Consider the following 17,560-nt stretch of genomic DNA (forward strand, 5'->3'; position numbering starts at 1 on the left):
CAGTATGGATCAGGGCCCGGCAGGCTCCAGGCTATCATCGGCTGGCTGTGGATCCAGCGGCGCCACGGATACCGCGAGAACACCCATGCCGGTGTGGGCGGCCAGCACCGCGGGCAGCGATTCGATCACCACCGGCTGGCTGCTGGAGGGGCCCAGCTCCGTGGCAATTTCGGTCGCGAGTTCTACGGCGCCAAAGTGCATGACGCCCAGGCGCACCGGGCCCTTGGCTGCCCGTGCATCGCGCAGCGCAAGAGCTACGAGCCGGGCCTGGGCGCGGGCGAAGGAGCGGGGCTTTTCCAGTGCGCAGATGGCGCCCTGGTCGATGGTCAGGATCGGCTTCACGTTCAAGAGGCTGCCCAGCACCGAGGAGAGCGCGCTGATCCGGCCGCCGCGGCGCAGCTGCTCCAGAGAAGGCACCGCAAAGTACACGGAGCTGGCGGTGGACATCCGGACGATCTGCTCGAGCATTTCCACCGGCGCCCCGGCATCCCTGGCATCGAGCACGTCGGCCACGGCAAAGCCCAGCGGCAAAGCCACCGTCCGGGAATCGAGCACCGTGACCTGGTGGCCGAAATCGGCGGCAGCCAGCCGCGCGGCGTCCGCGGTGCCCGACAAGGCCCCGGAGATGTGGATGGAGATGACGTGATCGCATCCCGAATCAAGCAGCTGGCGGTAGACGCGCGCGAATTCGCCCGGTGCCGGGCGCGAGGTCTTCACCGCCTTGCCCATGGCCAGCCCCATCATCAGCGCCTGGGTATCCGAGCCCTGCACGTGGTTATCCACGATAATCGGGATGTCGACCTCCACGAAGCCGGGCCGGTCGCGGAAAGCTGCGGGAAGGCAGGAGGCCGAGTCGGTGACCACCCCGATGCGGGGACGCGAAAGCCCGCGCGGGGCCAGCCACTTGGGCAGCCAGCCCGCACGCGAGCTTTTCTGTCGTTCGTCCATGAGCCGAGCTTACGGGGCCGGAACCACGTTCACCAGCTTCGGCGCACGCACGATCACCTTCAGCGGCGCCTTGCCCTCGAGCATCCGGATCACCGCTTCATGGGCCAGTGCCTGCTCGCGCAGCTCGTCCTCGGTGATGTCCACCGGGACCTCCAAGCGGGCACGGACCTTGCCCTTGATCTGCACCACGGCGGTGACGGTGTCATCCACCAGCAGCGATTCGTCAACTTCTGGCCAGGTGCTGGTGACCACGGAAGGCGCGTAGCCCAAAGCTTCCCACATGTCCTCGGCGGTGTACGGGGCGAACATGCTCAGCAGCTGGGCGACGACGGTGGCCGCTTCGCGCACTGCCGGGTCGGACGCGCCGGCGCCGGAGTCGATGGTCTTGCGGGTGGCGTTGACCAGCTCCATGGCCTTGGCGATGACCACGTTGAACTTGCCCGAATCCAGCAGCTGCGCGGATTCGTGCACGGTGCGGTGGGTGACCTGGCGCAGCGCCTTGTCCCCGGCCGCGTAGTCCACGCCGGCCTCGCTGGCCACGTCCTGGGCGATGCGCCAGGCGCGGGCCAGGAACTTCTGCGAGCCCGATGGGGAGACATCGGCCCAGTCCACGTCGTCCTCCGGCGGGGAGGCGAAGACCATGGTCAGCCGCACGGCGTCCACGCCGAACTTGTCCAGCTGCTCGCCCAGATCCACGCCGTTGCCCAGCGACTTGCTCATCGCCTTGCCGCCGTTCAGGACCTGTCCCTGGTTCAGCAGCGCGGAGAATGGCTCGGTCGCGTCGATCAGGCCCAGGTCGTGGATGACCTTGGTGAAGAAGCGCGAGTAGAGCAGGTGCAAGATGGCGTGCTCGACGCCGCCGACGTACTGGCCTACCGGCATCCAGTCGCGCACGGCCTTCGGATCGAAAGGCCCCTGCGTGTAATCCGGGGAGACGAAGCGCAGGAAGTACCACGAGGAGTCCACGAAGGTGTCCATGGTGTCGGTGTCGCGCTTGGCGGCGCCGCCGCACTTCGGGCAGGAGACGTTGACCCATTCCTCGGCAGCTGCCAGCGGGGACGTGCCCTTCGGGGACAGCTGCTCGCCGCGCAGGTTGTCCGGCAGGCGCACCGGCAGCTGGTCATCGGGAACCGGGACCTCGCCGCAATCGGCGCAGTGGATGATCGGGATCGGGGTGCCCCAGAAGCGCTGGCGGCTCAGCAGCCAGTCGCGCAGGCGGAAGTTGATGGTGTGCTTGCCGGTGCCGGCAGCTTCCACGATCTCGATCGCCTTGGCGATCGCCGCGGACTTCTCCAGGCCGGTCAGCTCGCCCGAGTTGACCAGCTGGCCCTCCCCGGCGGTGGCGGTGCCGGTCTCATTCGGGTCCTCGGCACCGGTCTGCACGACCACGCGCACTGGCAGGTCGAAGGCGCGGGCGAAGTCCAGGTCGCGCTGGTCGTGCGCGGGCACGGCCATGATCGCGCCGGTGCCGTAGTCGGCCAGCACGTAGTCGGCGGCCCAGATCGGCAGCTTCTCCCCCGAGAGCGGGTTGATGCCATAGCGGCCGGTGAACACGCCGGTCTTCTCCCGCTCGGTGGACTGGCGCTCGATCTCGCTCAGCGCCTTGACCTGCTCCTGGTAGTCCTCCAAGGCGCCGCGGTGCTCATCGGTGACCAGCTCGCCGGCCAGATCGGCGTCGGCGGCGACCACCATGAAGGTGGCGCCGTACAGGGTGTCCGGGCGGGTGGTGAAGACCGGGATCTGCACCGCGGGCTTGTCCTCGGCGGCCTCGATCTCGAAGGTCACCTCGGCGCCTTCGGAGCGGCCGATCCAGTTCTTCTGCATCAGCAGCACGCGCTCGGGCCAGTGGCCCTTGAGCTGCTCCATGTCATCCAGCAGGCGGTCGGCGTAGTCGGTGATCTTGAAGTACCACTGGTTCAGGGACTTTTTGGTCACCGCGGTGCCGCAACGCTCGCAGGCGCCGTTGACGACCTGCTCGTTGGCCAGCACGGTCTGGTCCTTCGGGCACCAGTTCACCGGGTGATCCTTGCGGTAGGCCAGGCCCTTTTCGTAGAACTTGGTGAACAGCCACTGGGTCCAGCGGTAGTACTCGGGATCCGAGGTGTGCAGGCGGCGATCCCAGTCGGCGGAAATGGCGTAGCGCTTGAAGCTGGCGGCCTGGGTGTCGATGTTCTTGTAGGTCCACTCGGCCGGGTGGCTGTTGCGCTTGATCGCGGCGTTCTCTGCCGGCAGGCCGAAGGAGTCCCAGCCGATCGGGTGCATCACATCAAAGCCGCGCAAGCGCCAGTAGCGTGCCACAACATCGCCCATGGCAAAGGCCTCGGCATGGCCCATGTGCAGGTCGCCCGATGGGTAGGGGAACATGTCCAGGACATAGCGGCGCTCGCGGCTGCCATCATCGGCGGGCTTGAATACTTCTAGCTCGTCCCATACCGGCAGCCACTTGGACTCGATGTCCTTGAAGTCGTAGGTCCTGGGTTCATTCGTCGATGATGTCACGCTGCTCTTCTCACACGCTTTGCGGAAATATTTCGGATTGGAAAAACTTGTTTTTGGTTCCAGACACAACAAAAGCCCCCAAATTTCCACTCGGGGGTACGGCCATCGGCCGTGCTTAAACTAGGTTGCGCTTCGGATGCATATCGCGATTCTATCGCACATCGCCTAGTGGCGCGCATCGATGAAGAGCCAGATTCGACACAGCGGCATTCCCGGCCTCGCTTGCGCCAAAACCGCGTGCCGGAAAGTTCTCCACAATCCGCCCCAGTGTTCGATCAGCGCGTGTCCCAGCACGGGATGCTCGTGCACATGAAGACCACCGCCCTCTTGGCCGCCATGCGCGAACTGTGCCAGGGTCCCTGGAAACTGGGGTCCCAGCTCACCTCCGCCATGCTGCTCGAGCTGGGCACCATGTGCCTGTCCATCCTGACGGCGATCGGGCGGCTCGTCCACCAAAGCAAGGACCCCCGCCTGGTGCTGCTGAACCTCCAGCTCATCGAACAGGTCGAGCAGCTGGCGCATTTCCAGAAAATCGCGCTGGCCTTTGATGCCGAACTGACCGCCGCCCACGCATTGAGCCTGTCCACGCTGGACACGCTGCGAAAGCTGCCCGGGCGGCCCCAGGCGGAACTGGACGCCTGCCTTGCGCAACCGCCTCAGCTGGCCAGCGGCCGGACCTGCTACAACAATGCGGAAGAACTCATCGCCGCCTGGCTGGGCATCAGCTTTTTTGAGGCGCAGCGCCGCATCGACGATGCCCATTTGCTCATCGGCCGGCGGACTTCCAGCGGGGAAGAATGCGCACCGCGCTTTGAGCACCTGGCCGAGCTCTTTGCCCAGGGCAGCGTCGATCGGCGCAGGATCGCGCAGATTTCGCGCCAGCTGGAGAAGCTGGAACCCGGGGATATGACCTTCGACGGGGTGCCGGCTCCATTGCGCGCCCGCGGAACCGATGGCCAGCTGCTCGAGGAGAGCGCCGCGCAAGCCCTGGCTGAGCTTGGCCCCAATGCAGCCCGCAAGCAGATCGGCGCCCAGATCAACCAGTACAGGGAAACCCACGGAATGATCATCCCGCCCAAGCTCGGTTTCTTCATCGGCAAGGTGATTGGCGGCGTGCACACTTTCCACCTGCGCACCGATGCTTCACAAGCCGAGGTGCTCCATTCCATGGCCGCGCAGTCGGGCAATCCGCGCACCAAGGCGGGCAAGGCAGCGCGCAAGCCGGCAAATCACAGATCGGCATCTTCCGATCCGGATCAGCCTTCGCAGGAAAATGACACTGCCGCCGACCAGGAGCAAAACCGTCCCGCGCCGCCAACACCAGACTGGTTGATCAGCGAGCAGCCGATGCCTGATTGGGCCCGCAGCGAAACGGCTGGAGACAACGAAACGCCCGCCGAGCGCGAAACCGCCGCCGAAGATGTTGCTGGAACCCCCAATGACACGCAATCCCAGGCGGGGCCCGCCGATCACGAGGCACCGGACGCCGCAGGGCGCCGGCTCAACGCCCTCATGGCGATTCTTGCTGCCAGCGCGACCCCGGGCAAGCAGAAGAACATTGTCCCGAAGGTGCTGGTGTACATGTGGCTCAGCGACTTGCAGAATCTGGCCGAGGCACATGGGGTAAGCGCCCATGGAGTTGATATTCCGCCCGGCGAACTTCGACGGCTGCTGGCCCACGCGGGAATCATCCCGCTGGTGCTGGGATCAAACAGCCAGCCCCTGGACATGGGGCGATCACAGCGTTTCCACAAAGGAGCGATCAGAACGGCCATCATGGCCCGGGATCGGGGTTGCATTGTGCCCGACTGCACTACCCCGCCCGAGAACACCGAGGTCGACCACTATGACGTGCCGTGGTCCGACGGCGGTGAAACCAGCGTCTGGTCGGGAGCCGGGCTGTGCACGACCGGTCATCATCAGCGGCATGCGGACCAGCTCAAGGTGGTCGACGTCGATGGCCTGCCGCATGTGATCCTGCCCGAACACCTCGATCCGGAACAGAAACCCCGGCGCAACACCTACTGGGGAGCGCTCCAAGCTGGGGATTGCCCTGCCCGAACCCAGCCCGCAGAACCTGCCGGTCCCACGCCCCCGGCCACGGACGGCAACGCCGGACCGGATCCCGATGGGTCCCCGTAGCCGCATGCGCTAATTGGCTGGACGCAATGACGCCCGAACCTTGGCAGGTTCGGGCGTCATTTCGTGCTCAATTTACGTGCAAGAGCAAGCGATTAGGCCTTGGTGTCCTCGTCGACCCAATCGAAGGTGCGGGTCACGGCCTTCTTCCACAGACGCAGGTTGCGCTCGCGCGCTTGTTCATCCATGGTTGGCTCCCAGCGCTTGTCCTCGGACCAGTTGGCTTCCAACTCGCCCAAATCCTTCCAGAAGCCCACAGCCAATCCGGCAGCATAGGCCGCACCCAAGGCAGTGGTTTCGGTAACCTTCGGGCGAACCACGGGTACGCCCAAGATGTCGGCCTGGAACTGCATCAGTGCCTCGTTGGCAACCATGCCGCCATCGACCTTGAGCTCGGTCAGTGGAACTTCGGCGTCCGCGTTCACAGCATCCAGGACCTCGCGTGTCTGGAACGCGGTGGCCTCCAATGCGGCACGGGCAATGTGGTTCTTGTTGGCAAATCGCGTCAGGCCGACAATGGCACCACGGGCATCCGAACGCCAGTACGGCGCAAACAAACCGGAGAATGCCGGCACCACGTACACGCCGCCATTGTCTTCCACCTTGGCTGCCAGCTCTTCGATTTCCGGCGCGGAGGAGATCATGCCGATGTTATCGCGCAACCACTGGACCAGGGATCCGGCTACGGCAATCGAACCTTCCAGTGCGTACACCGGCTTGGCATCGCCGAGCTTGTAGGCCATGGTGGTCAGAAGGCCATTGGTCGAGTTCACGATCTCGGTGCCGGTGTTGAAGATCAGGAAGCAGCCGGTGCCGTAGGTGTTCTTCGCGGTACCAGCGGTGAACGCTGCCTGCCCGAAGGTGGCAGCCTGCTGGTCGCCGAGGATGCCGGCTACCGGCACTTCGCGGAGCAACTGCTTTGTGTGCACGGTGCCGTAAACCTCGGATGAGGAACGGATTTCAGGCATCATCGAAAGTGGAACACCGAAATCGGCGAGGATCTTCTCATCCCACTGCAGGGTTTTCAGGTCCATGAACAAGGTGCGCGAAGCGTTGGTCACGTCGGTAACGTGCACACCGCCATCGGTGCCGCCGGTCAGGTTCCACAAAACCCAGCTGTCGGTGGTTCCGAAGAGCAGGTCGCCGGCTTCTGCACGGGCACGAGCGCCTTCCACGTTGTCCAGGATCCATTTGATCTTGGTGCCCGCGAAATAGGTGGCCAGTGGCAGGCCCACAGTTTCCTTGTAGCGGTCGACGCCGCCGTCAGCTGCCAGCTCGTCGACGATGTCCTGGGTGCGGGTGTCCTGCCAGACAATGGCGTTGTAGACCGCTTCGCCAGTGGTCTTGTCCCAAACGACGGTGGTTTCGCGCTGGTTGGTAATGCCGACGACCTCGATGTCGTGACGGGTCAGATTGGCTTTGGACAGTGCCTGGCCGATCACTTCACGCACGTTGTTCCAGATTTCGGCTGGGTCGTGCTCTACCCAGCCGGCGGCCGGGAAGATCTGTTCGTGTTCAAGTTGGCCGACCGAGTGCACGTCGCCCGCGTGGTTGAAGACAATCGCACGGGAGCTGGTTGTGCCCTGGTCAATGGCGATCACAAATTTTTCACTCATGATTTACTGCTCTCTTTCTAGAACATTAGAGCGGCGGCAAGTCCGCCAAGGATACCGCCGGTAGCTGGCCCAGCCAAAGGAACCCACGAGTAGGCCCAGTCCGAGGAGCCCTTGCCCTTGATCGGCAAAATGGCATGGGCAACACGAGGACCAAGGTCACGGAACGGGTTGATGGCGTAACCGGTCGCACCACCGAGGGACAGGCCAATGGCGACAACCAACAAGGCTACCGCTAGTGGGCCAAGCTCATGAGGAGTATGTCCGAGACCAGCGATCACAAACACCAGGACGAAAGTACCGAAGATCTCGGTGACCAGGTTCCAGCCGTAAGAGCGGATAGCTGGGCCGGTGGAGAAGACACCGAGCTGGGTGCCCGCGTTCTGGGGATCATCCAGATGCTTCTTGTACGACAACCAGGTGCCCACGGCACCAAGGAAGGCGCCAATGAACTGGGCCAGGAAGTACAGCAAGGTATTAGCCAGCGTCTTGGCAACTCCTGGAGCGTATTCTGTAACATCCGGGTTCACCAGCAGGCCGAGGGTGACAGCCGGGTTCAGGTGGGCTCCGGAAATACCGGCAATCCAGACGCCGCAGTAAACGCCAAGGCCCCAGCCGAAGCTGATGGCGACCCAGCCTGCGGCACTGCCGAGGGTTCCCTTCAGGGCAACGTTCGCGCAGACGCCGCCACCCATCAACAGGAGTATGAAAGTGCCGACAAGCTCGGCGAGAAACACGTGAGTGGACATCTTTGACCTCTTAGTGATTTCGACTGCCGGCGGCTATTTGCCGCCGGCCACGTGGCAGATTAGCGGAGGATCACTCCGTGGCTATCTGCGAGGACCGAAAGCGAATGGTCGATTTCGGTTTGCAGCTGGGACTGGTCCCAACCCATTGGGTCAGCTAGGCAGTTGGCTACCTCGATGACCAAATTCTTCGTCACCAAGCCGCGGAAGGCCAGGTTGGTGCGGCGGATGAAAACGTCGATCAAGCGGCCGACCTGCTCATTGTTGGCCATGTAGGTGATTTCCTGGCACGAGAGCTCGTCGGTGTGCTCCAGCATCTGCTCTTTGCCACCGAGCTGCTCCAGGACGTGGTCGGCCCGGGTGCCGTAGCGCTCAAGCAATACCCGCAGGCGGTCACGCGAGGCCTTGGATTCGCGGGCCGCGTACCAGGCGGCCAGTGCGCCTTCATTGGCCGGGAAGTTCTTGCCACCGCCGATGGGCACGCCAGCAGTCGACTGCACTTGACGCTCGCCCAGGAACGCCAGGGCCTGGCCGCCCAAATTCTCGCTCAGCGCGCGGAAGGTCGTCCACTTTCCGCCGATCAGCGAAAGCATGGTGGTCTTGTCGGTCAGGCGCGTTTCCTTGACCTGGTAGTCGCGCGATACAAAGCCCGGCGCGGTGTCGTCGTGATTTGGCAGCGGGCGCACGCCGGAGAACTTGTAGACGATCTGGTCTTCGGTGGCCTTGATGCCCGGGAACACATGGTGGATCAGGTCGAAGAAGTACTGGACTTCTTCGTCGGTGCATACCGCTGGTTCGTTCATGTCGTGTTCGAGGTCGGTGGTGCCGACCAGCACTCGCCCGAGCATCGGGTAGATCAAGACAATGCGGCCGTCTTCGTGTTCGAAGAAGATTTCGCGGCCGCCGGTGGCTTCGAGCAGTTCCGGGTGATCGAGCACGATGTGCGATCCCTTGGTGCCGCCGGTCCATTTGGTCTCGCGGCCCAATTCCTTATTGGTCAAATCAACCCATGCGCCGGTCGCGTTGATGATCACTTCGGCGTCAAAGTCGAATTCGTCGCCGGTTAGGACATCGCGCAGCTTGGCGGTGCCGCCGTCAACGCCGGCGAGTTCAACGTAATTGGTGGCTCGGGCCTGATCGTTGGCGTTCAGGCCTTCGCGCAGCACATCCAGGGTGAGGCGTTCGGGGTTGTGCACCGATGCGTCGAAGTAGGTTGCGGTGTACTTCACATCGTCGCGCAATTCGGGCAGGTCCTTGCGGGCCGCCTTGCCCGACTTGAAGCTGTGCCACGGGGTGTTGCGGCCGCCGATGCCGGCGAACACGTCGTACATGATCAGGCCGGCTTTGATCAGTGCCGCGCCACGCTCGGTCGGCTTTCCCGATTTGTGGGTGAGGAAGCGCGTCGGTGCGCTGAGGATTCCGGAGAACGTGGAGAAGATCGGGATGGTGGTTTGCAGCGGCTTCACGTAATGCGGCGCGATTTCCAGCAGGGAATTGCGTTCCTGCACGGATTCGTGCACCAGGCGGAATTCACCATTCTCCAGGTAGCGGATGCCGCCATGGATCATGTGCGAACTGGCGCCGGAGGCACCTTGGCTGTAGTCGCCGCTTTCAATCAGCGCGACGTCGATTCCCTGCATGGCCAGGTAGCGGAAAGTCGCTACGCCGTTGATGCCGCCGCCAACTACCAGTACCCGCGCTTGCGGGCGTTCACGCAGTTTGGATAGCTGTTCCCGAATCACGATGTGTGCCCCTTTGTAACAATTGAATGAGTCTGAGGCTAGTCTTGTGAGTGAACGGCAAATCGGTCAAACAAAATGCACAAACGTGCAGAAATGGTCAGATTGATGAAGAAAATTCCCTCCGGGGGAACCTACAAGCGTGGCGTGGGTGGCACATCTGTGCACACCACGCCGAAGGCCAAGGACGCATTGCGGGCGGCCCAGCTGTACTACCTGCAGGACATGAAGATGGAAGTGATAGCCAGGGAGCTGGGGACTTCGCGTTCCACGGTCTCCCGCCTGCTCACTCATGCCAAGCGCACCGGCATGGTTTCGATCAGCATCACCCCCAGCGCCAACATGTCTGCCCTGCTGGGAAACCAGCTCTCCGAGCATTACGGGGTGACTTTCAACGTGGTGCCCACCGACGGGTCCATGCCAGATTCCGAATTGCTCGCTCGGGTCTCGGCGCACGCGGCCTATTTGCTCGGCGATCTAGTCTCCTCCTCGATGACCGTTGGCGTCGCGTGGGGATCCACCATGCAAGCGGTATCCACGGCACTGACATCCCATCCGACCCATGACACGAAAATTGTGCAGCTCAATGGCGCTGCCAATCCGGTCAGCAGCGGGGTCAGCTACGCCAGCGACATCCTCACCCGCTTTGGCCATGCCTTCACCGCGCGCACCGAGCAGTTCCCGGTGCCCGCATTTTTTGATCGCGCGTCCACCCGTGAAGCGATGTGGCAGGAAACGTCGATCAGGCGTGTGCTTGAAGTGCAGCAAGAGATGAACCTGGCCGTCTTCTCGTTGGGTTCAGCTGGTTCGGCGGTGATTTCCCAGGTGTACCGCGGCGGGTATCTGACCAAGAGCGAGACCCAGGAGCTGCGGGAGATGGGAGTGGTGGGCGATGTGGCTACCGTGTTCTTCGACAAGGACGGGAACAGCTCCAACATCTCCCTCAACGCCCGCTCGACCGGGCCGGCGCTGGATTCCCTGCTCCGGGTGCCCACCCGCTTCTGCGTGGTTGCCGGGCGCGGGAAGCTTGAAGCGGTGCGTGCGGCGTTGAAGGGCGGGCTGATCACCGACCTCGTCATCGACGAGGGCACGGCCCTGGCGCTTTTGGACGGGTAGGATTTTAGCCATGCTGCAAAGAGAACAACTCGTGTCCACGCATCGCCTCCACGGCGCCGAACTGCGCGTCTTCACGACGGTGGCGCAAGAACCTGCACGCGGCGTGATTTTTGCGGTCCATGGTTTCCGCGGCGACCACCACGGCTTGGCCCGGATCGTGGACCACCTGGAAAACTACACGGTGATCGTTCCCGATCTGCCGGGTTTTGGCGCCTCGACGTCCATGGCTTCCATGGAGCACGACGTTGACGGGTACGCCCAGCTGCTCGACGCGCTGGCGGATGAGCTGAAGTTGGATGACAGCATCCACCTGCTCGGCCATTCTTTCGGTTCGATCGTCGCCGCGAAATTGGCGACGGTCCGGCCCTTTGCATCGCTGCTGCTGCTCAACCCGATCTCCGAGCCCGCGCTGGATTCCTCGCAAGCGCTGCTGGCCAAAATCACCAGCGCCTATTACGCGGTCTGCGCCAAGCTTCCGGCCAGCATTGCCGAGCCGCTGCTTCGCTCCAGCCTTTTCAGCGATGCGATGAGCCTTGTGATGACCAAGAGCAAGGATCCGCAGATCCGCCGCTATGTGCGCGAGCAGCATCGGTGGTACTTCGGCGGTTTCCATTCGCGCAGCACCCTGGCCCAGGCCTACCGGGCCTCCATCAGCTCCACGGTCGGCCACTACTCCCCCGGGATCACGTTGCCGACGCTGATGATCGGCGGCATGCAGGACGAGCTTGGCACCCCGCAAACCCAGGAGGCGCTGCGCCAGAGCTTCGCCCGCGCGCAATTGGTCATGCTCGAACAGGTCGGGCACTTGATCCACTACGAAAAGGCTCCGGAAACCGCCCGCGAAATAGATGCCTTCCTGCGGTCGTTGCGCAGTCTGCCCAGCGGCAGCTAAAGTACGCTGTCCGGGTCGATCGCGATATTCACCAGCGGATCCTTGGCCGCTGACATGCTTGATCTCAGGTGGCGCAGGGCGGTGGTGACCTCGTGGCCGTCGGCGTAGGAGAAGAACAGCACGTAGCGATGCTCAATCGGCGGGCCGTCGGTAACCGTCGGGCCATGGATATGCACGCGGGCGCGCGTGGGAACATCGAGCGCCGCGAGTAGGCGTTGCGCTCCCGGCCCGCTGATCACGGCACTGCGCACGGCCGGCGGCAGCCCGACTTCGCGGCGCTCAGCCAGCTCGCGTTCGGCGAAGCTCGACGGGTCGTAGCGCACCAGGCTCGCACCGGCCGGGCTCGGATTGCCGGTAAGGACAACCACCCCGTCGCTGTTGGCCATGGAGGCCGCGGTAAACCACCGGGCGAGGACTTCTTCGGCGTTGCGCAGCGAGTCATGGGCAAGCATTTTGTCGGCGTCGAGCAGCAGCACCGCGCTGTAGCCGCCTTCAGCTATCGGTTCGACTCCCGGGGTGGCCACGATGAGCGCCGGTTTTCCGGGAACTTTTTCCACTGGCTTTGCTCCGGTGGAGGAAATAACAGCGACCTTCGGAAAGGCCAGGCCCAGTTCTTCGGCCGTGCGCTCGGCTCCGATGCTGGCAGCCCGGATCCTCGGCGAGCCGCAATTCTGGCAGCGGTAGTCATGGAACTGCTCGCCGCACCAGCGGCAAGCCACATGCGACTGCTTGCCGGCAATATGCAAAGGGCCCTGGCAGATGGTGCAACGAGCCAGCATGCGGCAATCCTGGCAGGATACCGCTGGCACAAATCCGGTCCGAGCCACCTGCACCAATACCGGGCCGGATTCCAATGCCTTCGTCGCTTCACGCCATGCCACGGACGGAATGCGGGCGCGAGCCAGCATCGGATCGCGCTCCAGCTCGAAGTCATTGGAGGTGGCGACGACCCGGGCGGTGTGCGCACGCAGCAAGCCACGTGGCAATTTCAGCTCGATGGCCCACTCGGTGGCAACCAGGCGTTGCGCTTCGACCGATCGCGATGGCGCGGCGATCAGCAGCGAAATATCTGCCTGCGCACTGCGCAGCAGGGCCACTTCCCTGCTGTGCTGATAGGGAGCACGCTGTTCGCGATGCGATTGATCGCCGTCCTGCCAGACGATCAGCAGTTCCAGATCCGGTACGTGGCACAGGGCCGCAGAACGGGTACCGATCACGATCTGGACCTTGCCGCCAATAGCGCGAAGGTAATTGCGGTATCTTGGCGTGGGCCCGTCATCGGCTTGCAAACGCGCATAGGATTCGGCCCCGTACTCTTCGTCCAGGTAGCCGCCGAGGATTTTCAGATCCCGGGCATCGGGGACGATCAGCAGGACGCGCTTGCCGCGCTCGAGTACCGGCCGGCAGGCATCCAAGAGGAACTTGGGCCAGAATCCGTCCACATTGGGCACCCAGGTAGCGACGGCACGAAGCGTTTTGCCGGTGGCCCAGGCTTCCAGCGCCTGGGGGCCGTGCTCATAGAGTTCAAGCTGATTTGGCCCCTGGGGCAAATCAGGCTCAGTTGTTGGAAGTTCTTCTTTTTCGACCTTCGCGGCCCTGGCGGGCACGGCCGAGCGCACGACGTCCCACAGCGTCCCGGCATATCGCGCGGCAATGTCGCTTGCCGCGGCAACGACCTCCGGGTAGAGCGCTACCTGGTCGCTGACGATCTTGGCCAGCGGCCGCAATTTCATCGGGGTGGCATGGTCCTGGAGGATCTCGACGATGAATCCCGCCAATTGTTGCGGGCCAAAAGGAACCTTCACCCTGATCCCGGGCACCGCCTGCTGTTCCATCGAAGCCGGAACCTCGTAGTCGAACAACCGGTCCAGATGCGGGACGGAAGAATCAATCAGCACCCGGGCAACCCGCTTGATGCGGGTCGGCTCGGGTGCTGCGATGAGGGCATCTTGCTGCACTCGGCAGTTCCTAGGCGTTGAACCAGTTGCGCAATGCGTCGACTCGGTCCAGCTTCTCCCAGGTGAAGTCGTTGTCCTCGCGGCCGAAGTGGCCGTGGGCAGCGGTCTTGCGGTAGATCGGGCGTTTCAAGTCGAGGTCTTCGATGATGCCCAGCGGGCGCAGATCGAAGACTTCGTTGATGGCCTTGGTGATCTTGGCCGGATCCACGGTTTCGGTGCCGAAGGTCTCCACGTAGAGTCCAACAGGGTGTGCCACGCCGATCGCGTAGGCAACCTGGACTTCTGCACGACGCGCCAGGCCGGCAGCGACGACGTTTTTCGCTACCCAGCGCATGGCGTAGGCGGCCGAACGGTCCACCTTCGATGGATCCTTGCCGGAGAACGCGCCGCCGCCGTGGCGTGCGAATCCGCCGTAGGTATCCACGATGATCTTGCGGCCGGTCAGGCCGGCGTCGCCCACCGGACCGCCGATGATGAAGGGACCCGAAGGGTTCAAGATGATCTTGGTGTTCGACACGTCCAAGCCGGAGCGCTCCAGGATGGGGGTGACGACCTCTTCGTGCAGGTCGGCCTTCAAGGTGGCCAATTCGTATTCCGAAGCGTGCTGGCTGGACACCACTACGGTGTCCACGGAGACCGGCTGGTCGCCGTCGTAGCCGATGGTGACCTGGGTCTTGCCGTCCGGGCGCAGCAGCGGCATGCGGCCGTTCTTGCGCACCTGGGTCAGTCGCTCGGAAAGGCGGTGGGCCAAGAAGATCGGGGTCGGCATCAGCGACTCGGTCTCATCCGAGGCATAGCCGAACATCAGCCCCTGGTCTCCCGCGCCCTGCAGGTCGCGAGGATCCTTGGCGGTGCCCTCGCGCGATTCCAGCGAGTTGAACACGCCGTCGTGGATTTCCTGGGACTGCTGGCCGATGGACACCGACACGCCGCAGCGTGCCCCGTCGAAGCCGTTCGCGGAGGAATCGTAGCCGATGTCCAGGATGGTCTTGCGGACGATCTCTGGGATCTCCACGTAGCCGTTGGTGGTCACCTCTCCTGCCACATGCACCAGGCCGGTGGTGGTCAGGGTCTCGACGGCGACCTTGGAGTCCGGATCCTGCGCCAGCATGGCGTCGAGGATCGCGTCCGAAATTTGATCGCAAATCTTGTCCGGGTGTCCCTCGGTTACGGATTCCGAGGTGAAGAGACGAAGTTCAGGGGTTGTTGAAGTCACCTTTTTACTCTATCTGGTCTGGTGGACCGTTAAGCAGTTGTTGCGACGATACGTGACTAAGCGCCCTATGGCGCAGCTCACGAGATGTCGCCTGCATGTCCTTTTATTGCATGGGAAATCTGTTCGATGACAACGCGGGCCACATCCAATTTGCTTCCGGCCGCTTGCACCGCTTCGCTGCCGTCGGCAAAGAGCACCTGAATGGCGTTGGTTTCCTGGCCGAAGGTCAGCGTCGTGCCGACCTCGTTGACGACCAGCATTTCGCAGCCCTTGCGCCGCAGTTTCGCCCGGCCGTAGTCCAGCACCGTTCCCTGGTCATCTCCGGTCTCCGCGGCGAAGCCGACGATGAAGGGCGGCAGCTGCGCCTTGGTGCCGCGTTCCTGGACTATTTCTGCCAGGATGTCGGGGTTGCGCACCAGCTCGATCACCGGGGCTGAATGATCGTCGCGCTTTTTGATTTTCGAGTTTTCGATCGTCGCTGGCCGGAAGTCTGCAACTGCGGCATTCATGATGAGCACGTCCTTGCCCGGGGCGTGTTCGAAGACCGCCTCGCGCAGTTCAAGCGCGCTCGATGCGTGTATGAGGTTCACCCCATGCGGTGGCGGTACTTCCAGGTGCGTGGCGATCAGCGTGACCTCGGCCCCTGCCGCTCGTGCTGCTTCGGCCAGGGCAACACCCTGCCGGCCTGATGAGCGATTGCCCAGGAACCGCACCGGGTCCAGCGGTTCACGTGTGCCGCCAGCTGTAATCAGCACGGAGGTGCCGGCCAGGATCGGCTCGGAGAGCAAGTCCTGGATGGACGCGAAGATCTCTTCGGGCTCCGGCAATCGGCCGGGTCCGGAATCCTTTCCGGTCAGCCGCCCTGATGCCGGCTCAATGACGCGCACTCCACGTTCCCGCAAGGTGGCCACATTGTTGCGCGTTGCCGCGTGTTGCCACATTTCGGTGTGCATGGCCGGAGCCATGACGACCGGTGCGCGGGTTGCCAGCAAGGTGCCGGTCAGCAGATCATCGGCGATCCCCGCCGAGGCCTTGGCCATGATGTCGGCCGTTGCCGGGACAACGAGCACCAAGTCGGCTAATTGGCCCAGGCGCACATGATTCACGTTTTCGACCGCCTCGAAAACACTTGCGGTCACGGGGTTGCCCGATAGCGCCTCCCACGTGGCAATTCCCACAAAGTTTTCTACATTGCTGGTTGGGATCACGTCGACGTGGTGCCCGGCTTCACGCAGCAAGCGCAACAGGAGAACAGACTTGTAGGCGGCAATTCCTGCCGAGACGCCTAGGACGATTCGCTTCACGAAGTACTTCCTCGAAGTTTTCTGTGCGGTGAGAACTCAACAAAAACTATCGGCCCTGCCATAACCGGCAGGCCGGGGTTGAGATCTTGATTAAAGGTGCTTAACGAAAAAGAAGGCGCCCGATCAGGGCGCCGACTTTTCGATTAGTCCTCGATGGCCTCGGCCGGAGTAACCTTCAACAGGCTCTCGTCCAGCTCGCGCAAGGCGATGGTCAGTGGCTTTTCGTTCAGCTTGGTTTCAACCAGTGGGCCTACGTATTCGAAAAGGCCTTCGTTGAGCTGGGCGTAGTACGCGTTGATCTGGCGTGCGCGCTTAGCCGAATTGAGCACGATGGCGTACTTCGAGTCGTTGGTCTCAAGCAACGAGTCGATCGATGGGTTAATGATTCCCTCTGGGTTGGACACAGGACTCCCTATTTGTCGTTCTTTAGCCCCATGAGGGCTACAAGCTCTTCGGCGGCACGTGCAACATCGTCGTTAACGATGGTCACGTCGAATTCTGATTCCGCCGCAAGTTCTAGTTTAGCGGTTTCTAGGCGGCGCTGCTGCTCCTCGGGCGATTCAGTGCCGCGCCCAACAAGCCGGCGCACCAATTCTTCCCACGATGGTGGTGCCAAAAAGACGAATTTTGCTTCCGGCATCGATTCCTTGACCTGGCGGGCACCTTGCAGGTCAATCTCCAGCAGAACTTTTTTGCCTTCTGCTACCGCATCCTCGACCGTCGAGCGGATCGTGCCGTAGCTGTTCTGGCCGTGGACGACAGCCCACTCCAGCATCTGGCCTTCCTCGACTAGCTCATGGAAACGTTCCGGGCCCACAAAGAAGTAGTGGACTCCGTCCTGTTCCCCTGGTCGTGCGTTTCGGGTCGTCGCCGACACCGAGAGCCAGACATCTGGATAATTATCACGGATATAGGTGGAGACGGTGCCCTTACCTACTGCCGTGGGGCCGGCTAGAACAGTTACCGACGCAGCGGTCATTGACTACACTTTCGTTTTTGGCGGGCTTTGCTTGAAGTGCTCGGTGATTGCGGTGCGCTGTTTGCGGCCCAATCCGCGCAGGCGGCGTGATGGTGAAATGCCAAGGCGCTCCAGCAAGTTAGCCGCGCGTACTTCGCCTACGCCCGGCACCGATTCCAGAAGGTCCATGACACGCATGCGTCCCACGGCTTCATCTTCGTATACCAAGTCTAGTACCTCGGTGATGGAAATTTTGCCGGCGCTGAACTCCGCCTTGATTTCCGCACGACGTGTGCGAGCAGCAAGGGCTTTGGCGCGGGCCCGGATACGATCTTCGTCAGAGAGTTCTCGCAGTACCATCGTTCAGCCATCCTTAATGTGTAATTGACTAAGGCTATGTTGAGAAACATAGCTTTCAAACGCTGCTTTTGC

At 62.7% G+C, this 17,560-nt stretch carries 14 protein-coding genes; 3 read left to right on the top strand and 11 right to left on the bottom strand.

Features of this window, described 5'->3' with window-relative positions; genetic code table 11:
- Positions 1–9: 9 nt before the first annotated feature.
- Positions 10–948 (bottom strand): DegV family protein, encoded by a 939-nt coding sequence (locus AOZ07_RS08740; RefSeq protein ID WP_060701643.1) that lies wholly within the window; start codon positions 946–948, stop codon positions 10–12.
- A 9-nt stretch (positions 949–957) separates the two neighbouring features.
- Positions 958–3,447, bottom strand: coding sequence for a leucine--tRNA ligase (gene leuS, locus AOZ07_RS08745; protein WP_060701644.1), 2,490 nt, complete (start codon positions 3,445–3,447; stop codon positions 958–960).
- A gap of 309 nt (positions 3,448–3,756) precedes the next feature.
- Here leuS and AOZ07_RS08750 point away from each other — a divergent pair, with 309 nt between their 5' ends.
- Positions 3,757–5,589 carry an HNH endonuclease signature motif containing protein gene (locus AOZ07_RS08750; protein ID WP_194943848.1) on the top strand — a complete coding sequence of 611 codons (1,833 nt, stop codon included), beginning with the start codon at positions 3,757–3,759 and terminating at the stop codon, positions 5,587–5,589.
- A gap of 92 nt (positions 5,590–5,681) precedes the next feature.
- Here the strand turns inward: AOZ07_RS08750 and glpK are convergent, their stop codons facing one another.
- From glpK to AOZ07_RS08765, 3 genes are read right to left on the bottom strand one after another with little or no spacing between them, the layout of a single operon-like run.
- Positions 5,682–7,202, bottom strand: coding sequence for a glycerol kinase GlpK (gene glpK, locus AOZ07_RS08755; protein WP_060701646.1), 1,521 nt, complete (start codon positions 7,200–7,202; stop codon positions 5,682–5,684).
- 17 nt (positions 7,203–7,219) lie between these two features.
- The gene (locus AOZ07_RS08760; RefSeq protein ID WP_060701647.1) at positions 7,220–7,948 is read right to left on the bottom strand and encodes an MIP/aquaporin family protein; all 729 of its coding nucleotides are present in this window, start codon (positions 7,946–7,948) and stop codon (positions 7,220–7,222) included.
- A 59-nt stretch (positions 7,949–8,007) separates the two neighbouring features.
- The gene (locus AOZ07_RS08765; protein ID WP_060701648.1) at positions 8,008–9,687 is read right to left on the bottom strand and encodes a glycerol-3-phosphate dehydrogenase/oxidase; all 1,680 of its coding nucleotides are present in this window, start codon (positions 9,685–9,687) and stop codon (positions 8,008–8,010) included.
- 105 nt (positions 9,688–9,792) lie between these two features.
- Between AOZ07_RS08765 and AOZ07_RS08770 the strand changes: the two genes are divergently transcribed.
- Positions 9,793–10,800 carry a sugar-binding transcriptional regulator gene (locus AOZ07_RS08770; RefSeq protein ID WP_084793402.1) on the top strand — a complete coding sequence of 336 codons (1,008 nt, stop codon included), beginning with the start codon at positions 9,793–9,795 and terminating at the stop codon, positions 10,798–10,800.
- Between the two features lie 10 nt (positions 10,801–10,810).
- Positions 10,811–11,692, top strand: a complete 882-nt coding sequence (locus tag AOZ07_RS08775) for an alpha/beta fold hydrolase (protein WP_060701649.1) — start codon at positions 10,811–10,813, stop codon at positions 11,690–11,692.
- Here the strand turns inward: AOZ07_RS08775 and AOZ07_RS08780 are convergent.
- The 6 genes from AOZ07_RS08780 to mihF form a co-directional block, all read right to left on the bottom strand.
- The gene (locus AOZ07_RS08780) at positions 11,689–13,650 is read right to left on the bottom strand and encodes a primosomal protein N' family DNA-binding protein (RefSeq protein ID WP_060701650.1); all 1,962 of its coding nucleotides are present in this window, start codon (positions 13,648–13,650) and stop codon (positions 11,689–11,691) included. The genes AOZ07_RS08775 and AOZ07_RS08780 overlap by 4 nt on opposite strands.
- 10 nt (positions 13,651–13,660) lie before the next feature.
- A complete protein-coding gene (gene metK / locus AOZ07_RS08785) occupies positions 13,661–14,866 on the bottom strand; it encodes a methionine adenosyltransferase (RefSeq protein WP_060701651.1) in 1,206 nt (401 codons plus the stop codon).
- 77 nt (positions 14,867–14,943) lie between these two features.
- Positions 14,944–16,170 (bottom strand): bifunctional phosphopantothenoylcysteine decarboxylase/phosphopantothenate--cysteine ligase CoaBC, encoded by a 1,227-nt coding sequence (coaBC, locus tag AOZ07_RS08790; RefSeq protein ID WP_060701652.1) that lies wholly within the window; start codon positions 16,168–16,170, stop codon positions 14,944–14,946.
- Positions 16,171–16,313: 143 nt separating this feature from the next.
- Positions 16,314–16,574, bottom strand: coding sequence for a DNA-directed RNA polymerase subunit omega (rpoZ, locus tag AOZ07_RS08795; protein ID WP_060701653.1), 261 nt, complete (start codon positions 16,572–16,574; stop codon positions 16,314–16,316).
- A gap of 8 nt (positions 16,575–16,582) precedes the next feature.
- Positions 16,583–17,149 carry a guanylate kinase gene (gene gmk, locus AOZ07_RS08800; RefSeq protein WP_060701654.1) on the bottom strand — a complete coding sequence of 189 codons (567 nt, stop codon included), beginning with the start codon at positions 17,147–17,149 and terminating at the stop codon, positions 16,583–16,585.
- A gap of 3 nt (positions 17,150–17,152) precedes the next feature.
- Positions 17,153–17,488, bottom strand: a complete 336-nt coding sequence (gene mihF / locus AOZ07_RS08805; protein WP_013349055.1) for an integration host factor, actinobacterial type — start codon at positions 17,486–17,488, stop codon at positions 17,153–17,155.
- Positions 17,489–17,560 lie beyond the last annotated feature (72 nt).

The organism is Glutamicibacter halophytocola (assembly GCF_001302565.1).
Classification (GTDB): Bacteria; Actinomycetota; Actinomycetes; order Actinomycetales; family Micrococcaceae; genus Glutamicibacter; species Glutamicibacter halophytocola.